We start from the raw sequence: 18950 nt of genomic DNA, 5'->3' as shown, positions 1-18950 counted from the left end.
CCGAATATCGATTCGTCAACCCGGATGTCTTTTTGATCGACATTCGCCGCCGTCGATGCCACCGCTTCGCGATCGATCAGGGAGGTGGCGGATGAAGGTGGCACTGATAACGGGCGGCGGCAGCGGGATCGGCCGGGCATCGGCGACGGAACTCGCGAAACTCGGCTTCACATGCGTACTCGCGGGACGGCGGCGGGAGGCGATCGATCGGGCCGCGCAGGAGATATCCGGCGCATGCGCCATCGTAGCGGATGTGGCGGATGCGGACTCGGTCGACCGGCTGTTCGCCGAGATCTCGGCGCGGTTCGGGCGGCTCGACCTGCTGTTCAATAATGCCGGCACCGGCATGGCGCCGACGCCGATCGCGGACCTGGATCCGGCGGACTGGCGCCGGGTGGTGGATACCAATCTCACCGGCGTTTTCCTGTGCACGCGCGCCGCGATGCGGCTGATGCGGGCACAGGATCCGCAGGGCGGCCGCATCATCAACAACGGATCGATCTCGGCGCATTCGCCACGTCCGGACGCGGCGGCCTATACCGCCAGCAAGCATGCGGTCAGCGGATTGACCAAGGCAACGGCGCTCGAAGGGCGCCGCCACGGCATCGCCTGCGGCCAGATCGATATCGGCAACGCGGCGACCGCGATGACCGGCCAGATGGTGTCCGGCGTGATGCAGGCGGACGGACGCATCGCCAGCGAACCGACGATCCCCGTGGACCTCGTCGCCCAGGCGGTCGCGCAGATGGCCGCGCTTCCCGTCGAGGCGAACATCGCGGCGCTCACGATCATGCCGACCACCATGCCCTTTATCGGCCGGGGCTGATCCAAGGCCCGGAAATCGAAGCGATATTTCGCGATAGATAAACCGGGTTGACGATTGAGGCGTGCGGACATAGTTTTCCGGTGCCGGCGTCGAGGAGCGTCCGGCGTCATGGGAGAGTGGCGCGATGCGCGAGGTGTTGGAAAAACAGGGTCTGCGGTTCGGTGCGTTCATGGCGCCTTATCACGCCAATCTGAACAAGAGCGTCCATCTGGCGCTCCATCGCGATCTCGACCTTGTCGAACATCTCGATCGGCTGGGGTATGACGAGGCGTGGATCGGCGAGCATCATTCCGCCGGCGTGGAAGTGATCGCCTCGCCCGAAATCTTCATCGCCGCCGCCGCCGAGCGCACCAAGCATATCCGCTTCGGAACCGGCGTGATCTCTCTGCCCTATCACAATCCTCTGATGACGGCGGATCGCATCATCCAGCTCGATCACCAGACGCGCGGCCGCGTCATGTTCGGCTTCGGACCCGGCGCCTTGCCCTCCGACGTGCATATGATCGGCCGGGCGCAGACCGAATTGCGCACCAATGTGATGCAGGGATTCGATGCGCTGCTGCCACTGCTGCGCGGCGAGACGGTGTCGATGAAGACCGATCATTGGGAGCTCAAGGATGCCCGCTGCCACATCCTTCCCTATACCCGGCCGCACCCGCAGATCTTCATGTCGTCGGCGGTTTCGCCGGGCGGCCCGCGCATCGCGGGCACCTATGGCCTGGGGCTGCTTTCGGCCACCACGTCTTCCGATGCGGCGTTCAACGCGCTTCAGGCCGCCTATGACATCTGGAACGATGCGGCGCGGCAGAACGGCCAGACGATCAACCGCGCCGACTGGCGCGTGGTCGGAAACTTCCACATCGCCGAGACGCGCGAGCAGGCGCGCGCCAATGTGCGCCATGGGCTGGGCCAGTGGCTGGATTATTTCCAGCGCGTCGCGACCTTCCCGGTGGCCAAGCCCGGCGCGCACGCGGCGACGCTGGACGAACAGATCGACGCGATGATCGCGCAGCATACGGTGATCGGCACGCCCGACGATCTGATCGCGCGCATCGACAAATTATGGGAGCAGTCGAACGGCGGCTTCGGCGCCATTCTCGATTGCGCGCACAACTGGGCCGATTATCCCGCGACCAAGCGGCATTACGAACTGATCGCCGAATATGTGATCCCGCATATCCAGCGCATGAACGATGCGCGCAGCCGGTCCTGGGATTGGGCGGAAGCCAATCATCTGAGCGGCATGGCTGAACGCGACAAGGGCGTGGCGCAGGAATTCGCGCTGTGGGAACAGCAGCGCAAGGCCGCCGAGTTGGCCTCGCGATGAGGATCCGCGCCGAGCCGCGTGTTCAGGACGTGCCGCTCGACGGCGGCGGGCATATCCGCCTGGCCGAATTCGGGCAGGGGGCACCCATCGTCATGGTGCACGGCGCGGGGCTCGGCGCCAGCGGCCCGGTGCATTTCCATGCCAATATCGATGCGTTCGTCGATGCGGGATACCGCGTGGTGGTGCCGGACCTGATCGGTTTCGGCGCCTCCGGCAAACCGGTGGATGACCAGGGTTATCCGCTGGAGCGTTTCACCGACACTCTGGTAGAGGCGCTCACGCGTGCCGGTATCAGCAGGGGCGCGTTCTTCGGAAATTCGCTCGGCGGTGCGGTCTCGATCGATGCGGCGCTGCGCTATCCCGATCTGGTGTCGCGTGCCGTGCTGATCGCGCCCGGCGCACTCGAAAGCCGGGAAACCTATTTCGCGCAGCCGATGGTGCAGCGCATGCTGGCGCCGCAGCCGGGCGCGATGGACGAAGCCCGCATGCGGACCATGCTGGAAAGTTTCGTGACCGACCCGTCAGCCGTCAGCGACCAGGCCGTGGCCGCGCGCACGCTGGTGGCGCGGACGCAGCCGCCTGAAGTGCTGGGCATGATGCGATTACCTGATCTCACCGACCGCCTCGATGCGTTGAACCAGTCGGTTCTTGTGATCTGGGGCGCGGCGGACGGCATCTGCCCGGTTTCGGGCGCGCTGAAATTCGCGACCGGTTGCGGCGATGCGACCGTGATCGTCTATTCGGGGGTCGGCCATTGGCCGATGACCGAACGGCCGGACGCGGTGAACGCGGCCGCGCTCGAATTCCTGTCGCGATAGTGCGGATCGGCTGCGAAGCCGTTCAATCGGCTAGCCGTACGAGCGCATCGACCGCGAAACAGCCTTCGCCCGCGGGACGCACGATCATCGGATTGACCTCCAGTTCGGCGATGTGCGGGCTGGCGAGCGCCAGGTCCGAAAGCGTGGCCATCGCGTCCGCCAGCGCGTCGATATCGGCGACGGGCCTGCCGCGAAAGCCCGTCAGCAGCGGCGCGCAGGTGAGTTCTTCCAGCATCGCTCTGGCCGTCCGGCGATCGACCGGCAGCAGGCGCACGGCGATGTCGCGATAGAGTTCGGTCAGCACGCCGCCCAGCCCCAATGTCATCACCGGCCCGAAGGTCGGATCGCGGGTGATGCCGATCAACATGTCCTGCCCGGCCAGTTGCTTCTGCACCACCACGCCCCGGATCTCTGCATCGGGCCGTTCCGCGCTCGCCCGTGCGACGATAGACCGGAACGCCGTTCGAAGCTGCTCCGCGTCGCGGATGTCGAGCGCGACGCCGCCGATCTCGGTCTTGTGGGCGATATCGGGGCTCGAAAGCTTGACCACCACCGGATAGCCGAGCGCTTCGGCTGCCGCCAACGCCGTCGCCTCGTCCGCCGCCTCGACCTCCTCGACCGTCGGGACGCCGGCTTCAGCGAGCCATTTCTTGCCTTCGACTTCGGTGAGGCTCCGCCTGCCGCTGGCGTGCAGGCGTTCAAGCCAGTCCGGGGCCGCGATCGCTTGCGGCGCGACCGGCCGCCACTGGTCTTCGGACATGTCCCGCGCCCAGCGAAGATAGGCGGCGATCCCGGAAACGGCGCGCAGGGCGTCGGCGAACACCTCGACCCCGGCGGCGCGCAGGGACGCCGCCGAGTGCGCATTCGACGGATCGAGCGCGACGATGAGCTTGTCGGTGCGCTGGCGGATTTCGAGCAGGATCGGCGCGGCGGCATCGAGCAGCGAGCCCATGATGTAGATGAGGATGCAATCCATCGCGTCGGATTCGATCAGCGCGTCCAGAACCGTGCGCAGATGGTTCATGTCGTTGATGACATTGCCGGTCAGGTCGACGGGATTGCTGACCATGCCATAGCTGGGAATGGCGGTGCGCAATCGCGCCTGCACCGCATCGGGCAGGGTGGGGACGGGCACGCCGGCATCGTCGAACATGTCCGAAAGAAAGGCGCAGCCGGCGCCCGACAGCGAGACGATGCAGACGCCCGGCCGGGCCGGGCGCGCGCCGGTGTTCCACAGCCGTGTGAGATCCATGATTTCGGCCGGATCGCGGCCCATGCCGATGCCGAGCTGGCGGAACGCGGCCTGGGTCACGATCGCGTCGCCCGCCATCGCGCCGGTGTGCGATATCGTCGCTTCGCGCCCCTTCTCCGATCGCCCGACCTTGGCGAGGAACAACGGCTTGCCGGCGTCGCGGAGGCGGAGGGCGGCGTTCATGAACGCGGCGCCGTCGCGCACCTGCTCGCAATAGCCGAGCACGGCCCCGGTCGCTGGATCGGCCGCGAAATGATCGAGATAGGCGGCGAAATCGACCCCCGCCTCGTTTCCGGTCGAAACGAAATAGGACATGCCGATCCCGAAATCGCGCGCGTCGCTGGCCATCATGCTCACGCTGTTGCCGCTCTGCCCGATCAGCGCGAGCGGCCCGGCGGGCAGCGGCTCGCCCAATGTGGTGAGGAAGGATGCGGTGGTGCCGGTCGCGATATTGCCGATGCCGATCGTGTTCGGTCCCGCGATCGCCATCGCGCTGCCGGCGATGAATGCCTTGAGCCGGGCGTCGCGCGCCAGGCCTTCCGGGGTCGGATCCTCACCGAAGCCGGCGGCGAACAGGATGGCGGCGCGGGCGCCCAGCCGATCGAGCGCATCGAGCGCGTCGAGCGCCGCGTCGGCGGCGACCGCCACGATCGCGAGGTCGGGCGCCCATGGCAGGGCGCCGATATCGGTATAGCAGCGCAGCCCCTGGATCTCGGCATGATTGGGATTGACCGGCAGGATCCTGTCCGCTGGAAAGCCGCGGGCCAAAAGGTTGGCGAGCGGAATCCCGCCGATGCGCAAGGGGTTGGGCGAAGCGCCGACAATCGCGATGCTTTTCGGGTCGAGCAGCGCCGAAAGGTCGCGTGTGTTCGTGAAACCGCCTGACATGGTCGTGCCCCTCATCGCGGGTCGGGCATCCCGATGCCGCGCGCAAGAATGGAAAGCTGGATCTCGTTCGATCCGGCGAAGATGGAATAAGCGAGGTCGTTGAGCGCGATCGGCACCGCCGCGCGCCGGCGTTCCGCCACCGGATCGCTTGCCGGCTGTTCGTGCAATGGCCGGGCGAGCGGCCAGCGCAATGCGTCCGGGCCCAGCGCATCGCAGGCAAGCGCGCCGATCTGCTGCCGGACCTCCGCCATCCGCAATTTGCGGGCGGAAGCGGACAGGCCGGCTTCCAGCCCGTCCTCGGGCTGGGCGATCGCAAGCAGTTCCAGCATTTCGATCGCGTCGATCGCTGCCGCGATATCGGCGATGCGATCATCGAACGCATCGCCATCGACGCATTCGAGCGCGCCGGCCAGATAGCCGCGCAGCGACGGTGCGACCACGCTGCCGCCGCGTTCGTGCTCGAGCAGGAATTTGGCGCATGTCCAGCCGTGATTCTCGACACCGACGCGGTTGGCGACGGGCACGCGGACATCGTCGAAAAAGACCTCGTTCACCTCATGCTCGCCGGGGATCGTCTCGATCGGCCGGACGGTGATGCCGGGGGTGGCCATGTCGATCAGCAGAAAGCTGATGCCGTCCTGCCGCCGCCCCGTGCTCGCGGTGCGCACCAGCGCGAACATCCGGTTCGCATGCTGGGCCTGGGTGGTCCAGATCTTCGACCCGTTGACGACATAATGATCACCGTCGCGCACCGCCGTCGTGCGCAGCGCGGCGAGGTCCGATCCCGCGCCCGGCTCCGAATAGCCTTGGCACCATATGTCCTTGCCCGAAAATATGCCGGGCAGATGGTGGCTTTGCTGTTCGGCCGTGCCGAAGCGCAGCAGCACGGGCGCGAGCATGCGAATGCCCTGAAGCTGCAGGGGCGGCGCGCCCGCGCGGGCATATTCGCTCTCGAACAGATAGGCCTGGAGCGGGCTCCAGCCGGTGCCGCCTGCATCGGCGGGAAGATAGGGCGCGATCCAGCCCCGTTCGAACAGCGTCTTATGCCAGGGCTGAGCGATCGATGGTTCGGCGAACACGCCCACGGTCAGCCTCGCGCCGCGTTTCGTCTCCTCATCAAGGGATTCTTCGAGAAAATCGGAGATGCCGGCGCGAAACCGGTCTTCGTCCGGGGAAAGCGCCAGCGTCCTGCCGACGCCGTTATCGTCGGGGTCGGGCGGCTGGACGAGCGGGGCGCGTGCGATATCGGCGTCGCGCATCGCGGCGGCCAGCGCGCGCCTCTTGCCCCGCAGATCGTGCAGTTGCGCAAAGGCGAACACCGCCTTCAAATGTCCGCCGATGCCGAGCGCCTCGGTCATGCCGAGCGCACCGTGCAGTTGCACCGCCTCGCGCGCGACATGGTCGCCGACCGCCGCCGCCCTGAGCACGGCGCTGGCGATCGCGCGTGTACGGAATGCGGGGCACGCGCGTTCGGCCATCACCGCCAGAGCGGCGGCGGCGCGCGCTTCCTGCGCGAGCACCGCCATGCGCGCGACACGGTGCTGCACCGTTTGGAACGCGCCGATCGGCCGGCCGAACTGCTCCCGGATGCGGCTGTGCTGCAGGGTCGCCTCGACCATCGCGTCGATCGCGCCCGATATCATGGCGGTCTGTGCCGCGACGGCGCGATCGGCGATGCGGGCGAGGATTCCGGTCGCGTCCCCCGTTCCCAGCCGATGGCCGGCGGCGAGCGAAAGATCGAAATCGAGATCGGCCGAGAGGCACCCGTCGATCGTCGGCACTGGCGAGAGCGACAGGCCCGGTGCGTCGCGGGCGACGAGATAGATGGCGGTCGCGCCATCCGCTTCCCGGGCGGCCAACAGGAACATGTCCGCCCATCCCCCGGCGGTGACGAGGCGCGCGGAGCCCGTGATCCGGACCGTGCTGTCGCCGGACGCGTGCGCGTCGATCCGCCCCGTCGCCAGCGCCATCACGGTCTTGCCGGCGGTGAGCGGTGGTATCAGCGTTCCGCGCTGTTCGTCGGTCCCGATCCGGTCGATCAGCCCGCCACAGGTGACGACGGTTTCGACGAACGGCGCGCGGACCTGCGCCTCACCCAGCGATCGCGCCACGATCGCGATCTCGTCGCATCCGCCCTCGCTGCCGCCAAGGTCGCCGGCGAGCCCGATGCCGAGAATGCCGAGTTCCGCCAGCGCGGTCCAAAGGCCCGGCTGGAACACGCCCGGCGCGGGGCGGGCGGCCGGATCATGCCGATCGGCAAGCAGCCGGCGGATGCTGTCTTCCAGCATCCGCTGCTCGGGCGCCGTTTCAAGCCTCATCTGTCGGGTTTGCGCAGGAAGGATGGCGCGTTGGTCGGGTCCATGAGCTGGCCGAACAGCAACTGGTTATGCTGATGGCACAGGTGATGGAGCGCGAAGACGGAGTCGATCGCCGTCGCCTGCTGCCCGGTATCGACGCAGCGATTGACCGCTTCCTTCGCGAGCTTGAGCGCGAAGGCGGGCTTGGCGGCGATCCTGGACGCCATGTCGAGCACGAACCCGTCCAGCGCGTCGACGGCAACGACATGGTTCACCATGCCCAGCCGCCACGCCTCCTGCGCATCCCAGGAATCGGATGTGAACAGATGTTCCTTGGCCTTGCGTGGACCCAGTTCCCAGGGATGGGCGAACCATTCGATGCCCATCATGCCGAAGGTGACGACGGGATCGGCGAAGCGCGCATCGTCGGCGGCGACGATCAGATCGCAGGCCCAGGCGAGCGCGAGCCCGGCGCCGAGGCAATTGCCCCTGACCGCGGCGATGGTGGGTTTCGCGAGGTTGCGCCAGCGCTTGGTGAGGCCGAGATAGATTTCCTGCTCGCTCGCATACCAGCCATGCGCGCCGGGTTCGTCGAAGCCACCCCACTGGCCGGTTGCGGGGCGATCCCGGCCGAGCGCCATGCCCGCGCCCTTGAGGTCGTGGCCGGCCGAGAAGTCGCGGCCTTCGCCGCCCAGGATGATGCAGCGTACCGTTTCGTCCGCGATCGCGCGATCGAATGCGTCGTTGAGCGCGTAGAGCAGGGGGAAATCCTGCGCGTTGCGCTGTTCCGGGCGATTGAGCCTGATCCGGGCCACGCCCGGCACATCCTGATCGTACAGCACCAATGGGGGCGCGGCATCCGGCATGATCTCTCCCTTTCCTGTTTTGTCTTGCGTGTCGCCATTGGGGGGGGCGCTCAGTCGAGCAGGTCGGGCTCCTCGGCGGTGATCTGCTCCCAATAGGGCTGGAAGCCGCAATAGGCGCCGCATTCGCCGCCGAGCTGGTCGCGGGTGTGGCGGGCGATTTCCGGCGACATCTTGATCGGGGTGCCGGCCGCTTCCGCAAGCAACTGCGTCTGGCAGGCATTCTCCATCGCCAGATAGCGCCAGGTCGCCGCTTCCACCGATTGGCCGACGGTGAGCAGCCCGTGATTCTGCAGGATGGCGGCATTATTTTGACCGAGCGCGGCGCCGATCCGGTCCCCTTCGCTGGTGTCGAAGACGACGCCGGTGAATTCATCGAAGAGCGCATGCGCTTCGAAAAACGCCGCGGAATCCTGGCTGATCGGATCGAGCAGGCGGCCGAGCGACGCGAAGGCCTTGCCATAGAGCGAGTGGGAATGCGCGGCGGCGGTAATGTCCGGGCGCATGGCGTGCAGGCGCGAATGGATCGCGAACGCCGCCTGGTTGAGCCATGGCTTCACCTGGGCCGGCGGGGTCACGATCTCGCCCGCATGGTTGACGAGCATCAGATCCGACACGCGGATCTTGGTGAAATGCACGCCGAACGGATTGACCCAGAAATGGTCGGGATGTTCGGGGTCGCGCACGGTGATGTGGCCGGCGCCACCCATGTCGAACCGGAAGCGGCCGAAAATGCGATAGGCGGCGGCCAGGCGCTGCTTGCGCGACAGCCGCTCCTCCTCGATGCTTTGGCGCTGCGGCGTGACGAAGCTTTCCGGGTCGCCGATCGGGATGCTTTCGATCTTGGCGCTGCGGCGCTCTACGGGCGCAATGGCGGTCACGGTCATCTCACACCTCTCCCTCGATTGTTTCCTGTTCGAAATGCGCGCGCATCAGCGCGGTCGCGAGCGACCGGGTCGCGGCGAACGCCTGGAAGGTGTTGGCGCCGTTATGCGGGCTCAGCACGACGTTCGGCAGCGTGCGGAAGGCGGGAGCATAAACGGGTTCATGTTCGAACACGTCGAGGCCCGCCGCGCCGAGCCGTCCTTCGGAAAGCGCCGCGAGCAGCGCATCCTCGTCCACCAGCGAGCCGCGCGCGATATTGACCAAGATGCCCCTGGCGCCGAGCGCCGTCAGGATCGCATCGTCGACGATATGATATGTTTCGGGCGTCGCGGGCGCGGCCACGACAAGCACGTCCACCGCCTGTGCGAGCGCGCCGGGCTCGGCATGGAAATGATAAGGCAGATCGGGCTGCGGAGCGCGTGCATGGTAATGCACCGGCATGTCGAAGGCGGCGGCGCGGCGCGCGATCGCCTTGCCGATATTGCCCATGCCGAGAAGCCCGATCGGCCGCCCGCTCAATCGATCGCTGGTGCGGTTGATCCAGTCGCCCGCGCGCATCGCGGCATCGGCCGAAACGATGCCGCGGCCCGCCGCGATCATCAGGCCGATCGCCAGCTCGGCGACGTCGTCGGCATTGGTGCCGGGGGTATTGCGGACGGCGATGCCGCGTTCCGAGGTCGTCTGGACGTCGATCGCGTCGATGCCCGCACCCATCACGACGATCAGCTCCAGCGCGGGCAGGCGATCCAGCAATGCGCGGCCGACGGGCTGGGCACCCGCATAGGTCAGAATGGCGCGTATCCCGTCGAGCGCGGGGCCGGCGGCGTCGAGATCGTCGGCGTTCCACAGCTTGTGCAGGCGGAATCCGCCGCCCAGCAATGCCGCGACTTCGTCGTGCATCCAGAAGCCCAATGTCGCGATATCTATCGTCAACCCAGTTGCCTTTCGATTCAACAGGCGGTTGCGGTTAGATCCTGAAGCGGTTCTTGGCAAGGGTCAACCGGGTAGCCATTTGGTGGTTTGGGCCGGCGAAGTTTTGTTCTATTGCCATGCCGTGGCGCACAGGTGATGGACCGATCCGGTCGGCCATGGAGCGTCTGGGCAGAGGAGCCATCGGGCATGGAAGAAACGTCAACCGGCGTGCAAAGGGCTGAAAATTATCCACGCGCGTCGCAAGGATGGTTCGCGGTCGGCGTGCTGAGCGCGCTTTATGCCTGTTCGTTCATCGATCGGCAGATCATCGCGTTGATGGTCGTACCGATCCAGCGGGACCTGGCGCTCAGCGACACGCAGATGAGCCTGTTGCTCGGCCCCGCCTTCGCCATCTTCTTCGCGCTGATGGGGTTGCCGATGGGCGCGCTGGTCGATCGCGTGTCGCGCAAGGGCGTGATCGCGACCGGGGTCGCCGCCTGGTCGCTCTTCACCGCCGGGTGCGGGCTGTCGTCCAGCTACGCGCAATTGTTCCTGATGCGCATGGGTGTCGGCGTGGGGGAGGCGACGCTGGGCCCGGGCGCCTATTCGATGATCACCGACTATTTCCGCGCCAGCCATTTGTCGCGCGCTATGTCCGTCTTCGGCCTTGGCGTGGTCTTCGGCAGCGGGCTCGCATCGATCATCGGCGGCTATGTCATCGAAGCCTCGATGTCGGTGGGGGCGGTGGCGGTGCCGTTGCTCGGCGTGCTGCGCCCCTGGCAGGTGGTGTTCGTCAGCGTCGGGCTTCCCGGGCTGCTGCTCGCCGCGCTGATGATGGCGGTGCGTGAGCCGCCACGACGCGCGCCTGTCGCCGCCGTCGAGGCCGGGGGGCTGTGGCGCCAATTGTCGCGCCGCCGCCATGCCTATCTGGCGTTGATGGGTGGTTTCGGGCTGTTCTCGCTGTTCGGCTATGGAGCGGGCGCCTGGCTGCCGACCTATCTGATGCGCAGCCACGGCTTCCCGGTGCATCAGGTCGGCCTGCTCATCGGTCTGGGCACGATCATTCTCGGCGCGTCGGGCACCTTGTTCTGGGGGGCGTTCAACGATCGGCTGGTGAGCAGGGGGCGGCGCGACGCGCCCTTCGTCTTGGGGCCGGTCATCGGGCTCGGCCTGGGCGTCGCCGGCGTGACGATGGGGCTTGCGTCGTCGCATGCGCTCGTCATCGCCGGTGTGCTGCTGTTCGCGCTGTTCGGCGCGGTGTGGAGCGGGATCACCGCGGCGTCGCTGCAGCTCATGACGCCGGGCAGGCTCAGGGGGCGTGTCTCGGCGGTCTATCTGATCGTCAACAATGCCGTCGGCCTGGGCGTCGGTCCTTTGCTGATCGCCTTGGTGACCGATCGTCTTTTCGGCGATCCGCTGGCCGTCGGCAAATCGATCGCGCTGGTCGGCGGCGTCGTCCTGTCGATCGCGATCCTCCTGCTGATGTCCGGCCGCAAGGCGTATCTCGCGGCGCTGGACGAAGAGGCCGGTGCCGCTGTGGAGGCGATCAGGGCGTAATACGCGATCTCGAAGATGCTGACGCATCCTCGATCGGTTCGCTCAAGCGCCGCGCGGGCTGATACCAGATCTCGACGAGTCATGCTCATCGAGACCTGGTATAAGGATGATCTTGCCGATATGCGTGGAGCTTTCCATCAGCCGGTGCGCGTCGGCGGCGCGGTCGAGCGGAAAGCTGCGATCGATCACCGGGCGGGCGTCGCCGCGCTCGAACAGCGGCCAGACCGCGCGGTGAAGCGAGGCGGCGAGTTCCGCCTTGTAGGCGGCGGGGCGGGTGCGCAGCACGTTGCCCGTCACCGTCACCTGTTTGAGCATGATCGGCGCGATCGAGATCCCGTCCGCGACCACGCCGCCAATCCCCCCGATCAGTGAAATGCGCCCGCGTTCGGCCAGCAGATCGATGTTGCGCGCAAGATAGGGGCCGGCGACCATGTCGATGATCACATCGATGCCGGCATCGCCGGTGGCCTGCCGCAGCGCCGATACGAAATCCGCTTCCCGGTAATTGACGGCCTCGGTGCAGCCGAGATCGCGAAGCCAGGTGGTCTTGGCGTCGCTGCCGGCGGTCGCGAAGACGCGCGCGCCCGTTGCCAGCCCGAGCTGGATCGCGGCGATGCCCACGCCGCTCGTTCCGCCATGCACCAGCAGGCTCTCGCCCTGCATCAGTCGGCAGCCGCGCACGACATGGTCATAGGCGGTGAACCAGTTCTCCGGGATCGCCGCCATTTCCGCGATGCTGAAGCCTGCAATGCCGGGCAGGCACAGTTCGGGGGCGGCAATGCAATATTCGGCATAGCCGCCGCCCGGCACGAGCGCGCAGACGGTCCGGCCGAGCCAGGACGGCGAAACGCCGTCGCCGCAGGCGCGCACGATTCCCGCGACTTCCAGTCCCGGCAGATCGCTTGCCCCGGGCGGCGGCGGATAATTGCCCTCCCGCTGCAACACGTCCGGCCGATTGACGCCCGCCGCCGCGACCTCGATCAGCAATTCGCCGGATTCGGGCCGGGGGCAGGGGCGTTCGGTCGGCCGCAGCATGTCGGGTGCGCCATGGGCGACGATCTCGATCGCGCGCATGGTCTTGGGCAATTCCCGCAATTCCTGTCTCCCTCGTTGCGGCCGGCGACCTATCGTGTCGCGTCCAGATCGTAAACCAGCAATACGATTAAATATCGATGGTGTGGGAAAATCTTTCGCCGCATCGATTCTGATATATCAAATAAATATATGATATAATTATATATTATTTGAGAATACGAGAGATTGCGGCGCAAGGTGGATTGCTGGAACAATCGTTATCCAGGTTGACGATTGATATTATCTTGGTCATATTGAGTCCCGAGCCGCCCAGAGAGGCCGCGGATAGGGAGGGTGTCATGGATCATCCGAACAAGGTTCACGCCGCCGGTTTCGGCTTGCGTCGATGCCTGTCGCCCGTCTTGCGCCTCTCTGTTCCCGTGCCGCCGGCTTGCCCGTTCACGGGCTTCCTCGCCGGCCGCCAGCTTCACATTTCGGGGGATCAGATTTCATGACATGCTTCATCCAGCACCCGGCTGTTCGCCTCATGCTGTCCGCTTCGGTCTGTTCGGGCGCGCTGCTCGCCGCCGCGACGGCGCATGCCCAGGCGACGCCGGCCGCCGCACAGGGCGAAACCGCCGCGGAGGAACGCGCGCCGGGCTTCGAGGAAATCGTCGTCGTCGCGCGGCGCAAGGAGGAGCAGCTTCAGGACGTGCCCGTCGCGGTCACCGCGATCGCCGGTGCGGATCTCGCGCGCCAGTCGGTCGTGTCATTGTCCGATCTCACCCGCACGGTGCCGTCGCTGCAGGTGTTGCCGAGCGCATTCAGCGCCAACATCCCGCGCTTCGTCATCCGCGCCCAATCGCAATTCGAACCGCTCTTCTCGCAGGATCCGTCGGTCGCGGTCTATTTCGCCGACGTCATCCAGGCGCGCGCGCATGGCCTTAATGGCGCCATGTACGATCTGGCGTCGGTCCAGGTGCTGAAAGGCCCGCAGGGCACATTGTTCGGCCGCAATTCGACGGGCGGCGCGATCCTGATCGTGCCCCAGGCACCGACGGATTCGTTCGAGGGTTATGTCGCGACCGAACTGGGCGATTACGGCCTGCGCTCGTTCGAGGGCGCGGTGAACATACCGCTGAGCGACGCGCTTCAGATCCGCCTGTCCGGCCGCACCTATGCGCATCGCGGTTATACGCCGGGCATCGGCACCGGCGTCCGCTATGACGATGCCGACAATTATTCGCTGCGCCTCGGCGTCAAGGCCAGGCTTGGCGACCGGCTGACCAACACATTGTTCGTGACCAATTTCGCGGCCAGCGAAAACGGCACCGCCTTCAAGCTCTTCAATGCGCGTTCGACGCTGTCTTCCACCACGCTCGGCCAGCTTGCGCTGGGCGAACTGGCGTCGAGCCGGAACGAACCCTTCCATTCGGTGCGCACCAATATCCCGGCGGACAGCACCGACGTGAAGACGCTCACCATCGCCAACACCACCGAGTTCGATCTGGACGATGTGACCATCAAGAACATATTCGGATATCGCTGGGTCCGCTCGCTGACCCCCTTCGATTATGACGGCACCACGCAGAACCAGTATAACGGCACCGTCAATCTGCGCGGCAACCAGTATAGCAACGAATTGCAGATCAGCGGATCGTCGTTCGGCGGTGCGCTGGAATGGATCGGCGGCGGCTATCTGTTCATGGAGAAGGGTACCGAGCGGCAGAACACGCTGCTCGATTACCGCCCCACCTTCATCCAGAACGCGCAGAGCATCGGCCGCGTCAAGAATGAGAGCCAGTCGCTCTTCGCGCAGGCGACGTTGAAGATACCGGGGCTGGACGGGCTCTCCGCGACCGGGGGGCTGCGCTATACCTGGGATCAGCGGCAGATCGCGCGGACTTCGTTCAACAACGGCAATTGCGCTCTCCTGACCGCCGATGTCGGCGGCACCCCGCTTTCCCCCTGCGTCCGCCAGGCCGGCTACAAGGCCGACGCGCCGACCTGGACGCTGGGCCTGGACTGGCAGATCAGCCCCGATCATCTGCTCTATGTGGCGAGCCGCAAGGGCTACCGGTCGGGCGGCGTCAATCAGCGTGCGAACATCCCCGCCCAGTTCGCGCCGTTCGAGCCCGAATTCGTCACCGATTACGAGATCGGCCTGAAGGCGGACTGGCACATCGGCGGCGGCACGTTGCGCACCAATCTGGCGTTCTTCCACCAGGATTATGAGGATATCCAGCGGACCCAGACCCAGACGGTCTCGACCGGCAGTTCGACCATCCTCATCACGCGCGTGGTCAACGCGGCGTCGGCGCGGGTGCGCGGCCTCGAGGCCGATGTCCTCTGGTCGCCGATCCGCGCGATCCAGATCCGGGGCTATTACAGCCTGGCCGACGCCAAATATAAGAGCTGGCTGGTGCCGATCGTGGGCGGTGGCGTGCAGGATCGGTCGGGCTTCATGTTCGCCAACACGCCCAGGCATTCGGGCGGCGGCAGCATCCTGCTGCGTCACGAACTGGGCGGCAATGCCGGCGAGGCGACGGCGCAGTTCGATGTCTATACCCAGTCGAAGACCCAGCTTTCGGACGACAATATCCTGCCCGAAGGCATCAACCCCGGATACACGACGATGAATGCGCGGCTGGAATGGCGTCAGCCGTTCGGCCAGCCGCTCGATCTGGGCGTCTGGGTCCGCAACATCGCCGACAAGAAATATTACACCAGCGGCGTCTCGGTGGCGGGGGCCGGCCTTGGATACACGGTGAAGACCATCGGCGCCCCGCGCACCATGGGCATTTCCGCGCGCTACGAATTCTGATCGCGGCGACGGCGAGGCAATTCACGGGGAGGGAAAAATGAGATTCGATGGACGCCTGCGCGCGACGATGAGCGCGGTTGCGATGGCTGCGGCGCTGCTTGTGCCGGGTGCGGCGAGTGCGCGCGAGCTGGTCTATGTCCAGGCCAGCAAGTCCGAGGAAGTCGTCGTGATCGACGCGAACAGTTTCGAGCCGGTCACCCGCATCCCGATCGGCGGCTATACCGACGATGTGGTCGGGCTGCCCGACGGCACGATGGCCTTCACCAACGTCATGCTTTCGAACAACAGTCCGCTCGGGTCCACGGTCGGCGAGGGCGGGTTGGTCCATGGCATCGATACCGCGACGAACAAGCTGGTCTGGGAAACCTTCGTTGACGGGCTGCCCAATCACATGGCCGTCAACAGCAACGGCCGCGAACTCTATGTGACGCTTGCCGACAGGAGCTGGATCGTCGTGCTCGACACGCGCACCGGACGTATCCTGAAGCGCCTGTTCAGCGTGATGGGCAATCACGGCGCGAAGATGACGCCGGACGGCAAGCATCTCGTGGTCGGCAACATGTTCATCGATGCGATGCTCGTCTACGACGCGGCCAGCGGCGATGTCGTCCGCACGATCAATACGCGGGAGGGGGTGCGCCCCTTCCAGTTCGATAAGCAGGGCAAGGTCTATTACCAGCTCTCGCGCTTCCACGGCTTCGAAGTGCGCGATCTCGCGACCGGCGCGCTCGAAAAGGTGGTCGAACTGCCCAAGCTGCCCGCCAGCGTGCCGGCACCGGAGGCCTATCCGCATACCGTCGATCACGGGCTGGCGATCACGCCCGACGGCCGCGCGATCGTCGCGGCGGCCTCGACCGGCAATTATGTCGCGGTCTACAGCCTGCCCGACCTCAAGCTGCGCGGCACGGTGCCGGTCGGCGAGGATCCCAACTGGATCGCTATCCGCGCCGATTCGAAGGTCGCTTTCGTCAGCAACCGCAAATCGAACAGCATTTCCGTCGTCGATCTCGACGGGTTGAAGGAGATCAGGAAAGTTCCGGCGGGCACATTGCCGCAGCGGCTGAGCGTGATCGACGTACCTTAGAGCATGTGATCCACTGGAAGCGGATCACATGCTCTAGGTTTTTGTTTTACCGCGATTTCCGAGGCGTTCGACGATTCCATCGAACTGGAAATCGCTCTGGCGCTGAGACTGAGGCTGACGATCACCGCGACCAGCGCGCCCAGATCGCGGTGGGCAGCAACAGGCCGCGACGCTCCTCGCGCACCGCGAGTTCGCCGGCCTCGACCTTGCCGGGCAGGCCGGCCATGGCCTGGCGCATCAGTTCGCCGATCGCGAGCGCCGACATGCGCACGGCATAGACGGTGAGGAAGCAGAAGCGCGATTCGGCGTCGAGCAGCTTGCTGCAATCGCCGATCAGCCCGGGCAGGCCTTCTTCGAGCTTCCAGACCTCGCCTTCCGGGCCGCGGCCATATTTGGGCGGATCGAGCAGGATGCCGTCATAGCGACGGCCGCGCCGTACCTCGCGTGCGGTGAACTTGGCGGCATCGTCGATGATCCAGCGCACCGGGCGGTCCGCCAGGCCGGACAGCGTCGCATTGCGGCGGCCGGCCTCGACCGATTTCTTCGATGCGTCGACATGCACCATCTCGCCGCCGCGCGCGGCCATCGCCAGCGTGCCGACACCGGTATAGCCGAACAGATTCATGATCGCGGGGTGGGGCAGATCGCTCACCTGATCGCGCATCCACGACCAGACCGGGCTCATGTCCGGGAAGAAGCCGAGATGGCGGAACGGGGTGCAATGCGCGGTGAAGCGGACATCGTCCCAGCCGAGCGGCCAGCCTTCGCGTGGAATCGGCTTCGCGAATTCCCAGCGCCCGCCGCCATCCTCGTCGGATCCGGGCACGAATTCGCCGTGCGCATCCCAATCGTCGGACGCGGGCGCCCACATCGCCTGTGGTTCCGGCCGGATGAAGCGATACCGGCCATAGCGTTCCAGTTTACGGCCATGACCGCAGTCGATCAGGCCGTAATCGGCCCAGGGTTCGGCGATCAGGGTTTCGAGCGTCATCCCCGCGGCGTCGCGCGCTCTGCGATATAGGCGGTGACCGCGTCGAGCGTCGCCGGCAGCACCGTATAGCGCTCCTCGCGTTCGAACAGATTGGCGACGCGCGGCGGCAGGGCCGGGCGGGCGCCTGTCGCGCGTTCGACCGCGTCGGGGAATTTGGCGGGATGCGCGGTCGCGAGCGTGACGATCGGCACGCCGGCGGCCAGATCCTCGGCGCGCGCGGCGGCGGCGAGGCCGATCGCGCTGTGGGGATCGATCACCTGGCCCGCACGTTCGCAGGCCCAGCGCATCGCCATCTGCATGTCGTCACCATCGACGCGTGCGCTGGTGAAGATCGCGCTCGCGCCCTCGCGCTGGCGCGTGGTGAGCGAGATCGCGCGATTGGTTTCGAACTCGCGCATCGATTCGGCGAGCTGGAACGCGTCGCGGCCGTTCAGATCGAACAGCAGCCGTTCGAAATTGGAACTGACCTGAATGTCCATAGACGGCGTCGCGGTGGGCACCACGGTGCCCTGCGAATAATCGCCGGCCGAAAGCGCGCGATGAAGGATGTCGTTGATGTTGGTGGCGACGATCAGCCGCGCGACCGGCAGGCCCATCTTGGCCGCGACATAGCCGGCGAAGACATCGCCGAAATTGCCCGTCGGCACCGAGAAGGCAACCGGGCGATGCGGCGCGCCCAGCCGGACCGCAGCGTAGAAATAATAGACCACCTGCGCCATCAGCCGCGCCCAGTTGATCGAATTGACCGCCGAGAGCGCGAACCGGCCCGAGAAATCGGGATCGGCGAACATCGCCTTCACCATCGCCTGGGCCTGGTCGAAATCGCCCTGGATCGCGATGTTGTGGACATTGGGCGCGAGCACCGTCGTCATCTGCCGGCGCTGGACGTCGGACACGCGGCCATCGGGATGGAGCATGAAGATGTCGACCTTGGCGCGGCCGGCAAGCGCGTCGATCGCCGCCGAACCGGTATCGCCCGATGTCGCGCCGACGACGGTCAGGTGCGTATCGCGATTGCTCAGGAAGCGCTCGAACAGCAGGCCGAGCAACTGGAGGGCGACGTCCTTGAAGGCGAGCGTCGGGCCGTGGAAGAGTTCGAGCAGCCAGTGGCGGTGGTCGAGCTGGACGAGCGGCGTGACCGCGTCATGTTCGAACCGGCCATAGGCCTGGGTGCAGAGCGCGCGCAGCGCATCCTCGTCGAGTGCGTCGCCGACAAAGGGCGCGATGACGCGGACGGCGGTCTCGACATAGGAGAGCCCGGCCATGCCGGCGATCTCGTCCTGCGACAGCGATGGCCATTTTTCCGGGACGTAGAGCCCCCCGTCCGTGGCGAGCCCGGCGAGCGTGACGCTCTCGAAATCGAGCGCAGGTGCGCTCCCCCTGGTGCTGATATATCGCATGACCGCGCGGCC

14 protein-coding genes are annotated in these 18950 nt (G+C 66.2%); 6 read left to right on the top strand and 8 right to left on the bottom strand.

What is annotated here, in order from left to right; translation table 11 throughout:
* Window positions 1-91 precede the first annotated feature (91 nt).
* The 3 genes from K7G82_RS24090 to K7G82_RS24080 all read left to right on the top strand — a co-directional run bounded on the left by K7G82_RS24090 (window position 92) and on the right by K7G82_RS24080 (window position 2971).
* The gene (locus K7G82_RS24090; RefSeq protein WP_222992517.1) at window positions 92-826 is read left to right on the top strand and encodes an SDR family oxidoreductase; all 735 of its coding nucleotides are present in this window, start codon (window positions 92-94) and stop codon (window positions 824-826) included.
* 124 nt (window positions 827-950) lie between these two features.
* Complete coding sequence (locus tag K7G82_RS24085; protein ID WP_222992516.1) at window positions 951-2153, top strand: LLM class flavin-dependent oxidoreductase; 1203 nt, start codon at window positions 951-953, stop codon at window positions 2151-2153.
* Complete coding sequence (locus tag K7G82_RS24080; RefSeq protein ID WP_222992515.1) at window positions 2150-2971, top strand: alpha/beta fold hydrolase; 822 nt, start codon at window positions 2150-2152, stop codon at window positions 2969-2971. The genes K7G82_RS24085 and K7G82_RS24080 overlap by 4 nt, the downstream gene beginning before the upstream one ends.
* A 22-nt stretch (window positions 2972-2993) precedes the next feature.
* Here K7G82_RS24080 and K7G82_RS24075 read toward each other — a convergent pair whose 3' ends face one another.
* Genes K7G82_RS24075 through K7G82_RS24055 form a run of 5 tightly spaced genes read right to left on the bottom strand, consistent with a single transcriptional unit; the run spans window position 2994 to window position 10089 of the window.
* Complete coding sequence (locus K7G82_RS24075) at window positions 2994-5111, bottom strand: acetate--CoA ligase family protein (RefSeq protein WP_222992514.1); 2118 nt, start codon at window positions 5109-5111, stop codon at window positions 2994-2996.
* 11 nt (window positions 5112-5122) lie between these two features.
* Window positions 5123-7429, bottom strand: coding sequence for an acyl-CoA dehydrogenase family protein (locus K7G82_RS24070; RefSeq protein WP_222992513.1), 2307 nt, complete (start codon window positions 7427-7429; stop codon window positions 5123-5125).
* Window positions 7426-8274 (bottom strand): enoyl-CoA hydratase, encoded by an 849-nt coding sequence (locus tag K7G82_RS24065; RefSeq protein WP_222992512.1) that lies wholly within the window; start codon window positions 8272-8274, stop codon window positions 7426-7428. Before K7G82_RS24065 ends, K7G82_RS24070 begins: the two co-directional genes overlap by 4 nt.
* Window positions 8275-8324: 50 nt before the next feature.
* A complete protein-coding gene (locus K7G82_RS24060; protein WP_222992511.1) occupies window positions 8325-9158 on the bottom strand; it encodes a class II aldolase/adducin family protein in 834 nt (277 codons plus the stop codon).
* A 1-nt stretch (window position 9159) separates the two neighbouring features.
* Window positions 9160-10089, bottom strand: a complete 930-nt coding sequence (locus K7G82_RS24055) for a 2-hydroxyacid dehydrogenase (protein WP_222992510.1) — start codon at window positions 10087-10089, stop codon at window positions 9160-9162.
* A 186-nt stretch (window positions 10090-10275) separates the two neighbouring features.
* Between K7G82_RS24055 and K7G82_RS24050 the strand changes: the two genes are divergently transcribed.
* Complete coding sequence (locus K7G82_RS24050; protein WP_222992509.1) at window positions 10276-11625, top strand: MFS transporter; 1350 nt, start codon at window positions 10276-10278, stop codon at window positions 11623-11625.
* A 42-nt stretch (window positions 11626-11667) separates the two neighbouring features.
* Here the strand turns inward: K7G82_RS24050 and K7G82_RS24045 are convergent, their stop codons facing one another.
* Window positions 11668-12720, bottom strand: a complete 1053-nt coding sequence (locus tag K7G82_RS24045; RefSeq protein ID WP_222992508.1) for an NAD(P)H-quinone oxidoreductase — start codon at window positions 12718-12720, stop codon at window positions 11668-11670.
* Between the two features lie 430 nt (window positions 12721-13150).
* On the opposite strand from K7G82_RS24045, the gene K7G82_RS24040 reads away from it, so the two are divergent.
* Together K7G82_RS24040 and K7G82_RS24035 are read left to right on the top strand one after the other, a co-directional pair.
* Complete coding sequence (locus tag K7G82_RS24040) at window positions 13151-15463, top strand: TonB-dependent receptor (RefSeq protein WP_222992507.1); 2313 nt, start codon at window positions 13151-13153, stop codon at window positions 15461-15463.
* A 37-nt stretch (window positions 15464-15500) separates the two neighbouring features.
* A complete protein-coding gene (locus K7G82_RS24035) occupies window positions 15501-16547 on the top strand; it encodes a beta-propeller fold lactonase family protein (protein ID WP_222992506.1) in 1047 nt (348 codons plus the stop codon).
* 121 nt (window positions 16548-16668) lie between these two features.
* Here the strand turns inward: K7G82_RS24035 and K7G82_RS24030 are convergent, their stop codons facing one another.
* Complete coding sequence (locus tag K7G82_RS24030) at window positions 16669-17538, bottom strand: class I SAM-dependent methyltransferase (protein WP_222992505.1); 870 nt, start codon at window positions 17536-17538, stop codon at window positions 16669-16671.
* Entirely contained in the window at window positions 17535-18938 is a 1404-nt protein-coding gene (gene thrC / locus K7G82_RS24025) for a threonine synthase (RefSeq protein ID WP_222992504.1), read from the bottom strand. Before thrC ends, K7G82_RS24030 begins: the two co-directional genes overlap by 4 nt.
* Window positions 18939-18950 lie beyond the last annotated feature (12 nt).

The organism is Sphingomonas colocasiae (assembly GCF_019880585.1).
Classification (GTDB): Bacteria; Pseudomonadota; Alphaproteobacteria; order Sphingomonadales; family Sphingomonadaceae; genus Sphingobium_A; species Sphingobium_A colocasiae.
This window is presented reverse-complemented; position numbering and strand designations above follow the sequence as displayed.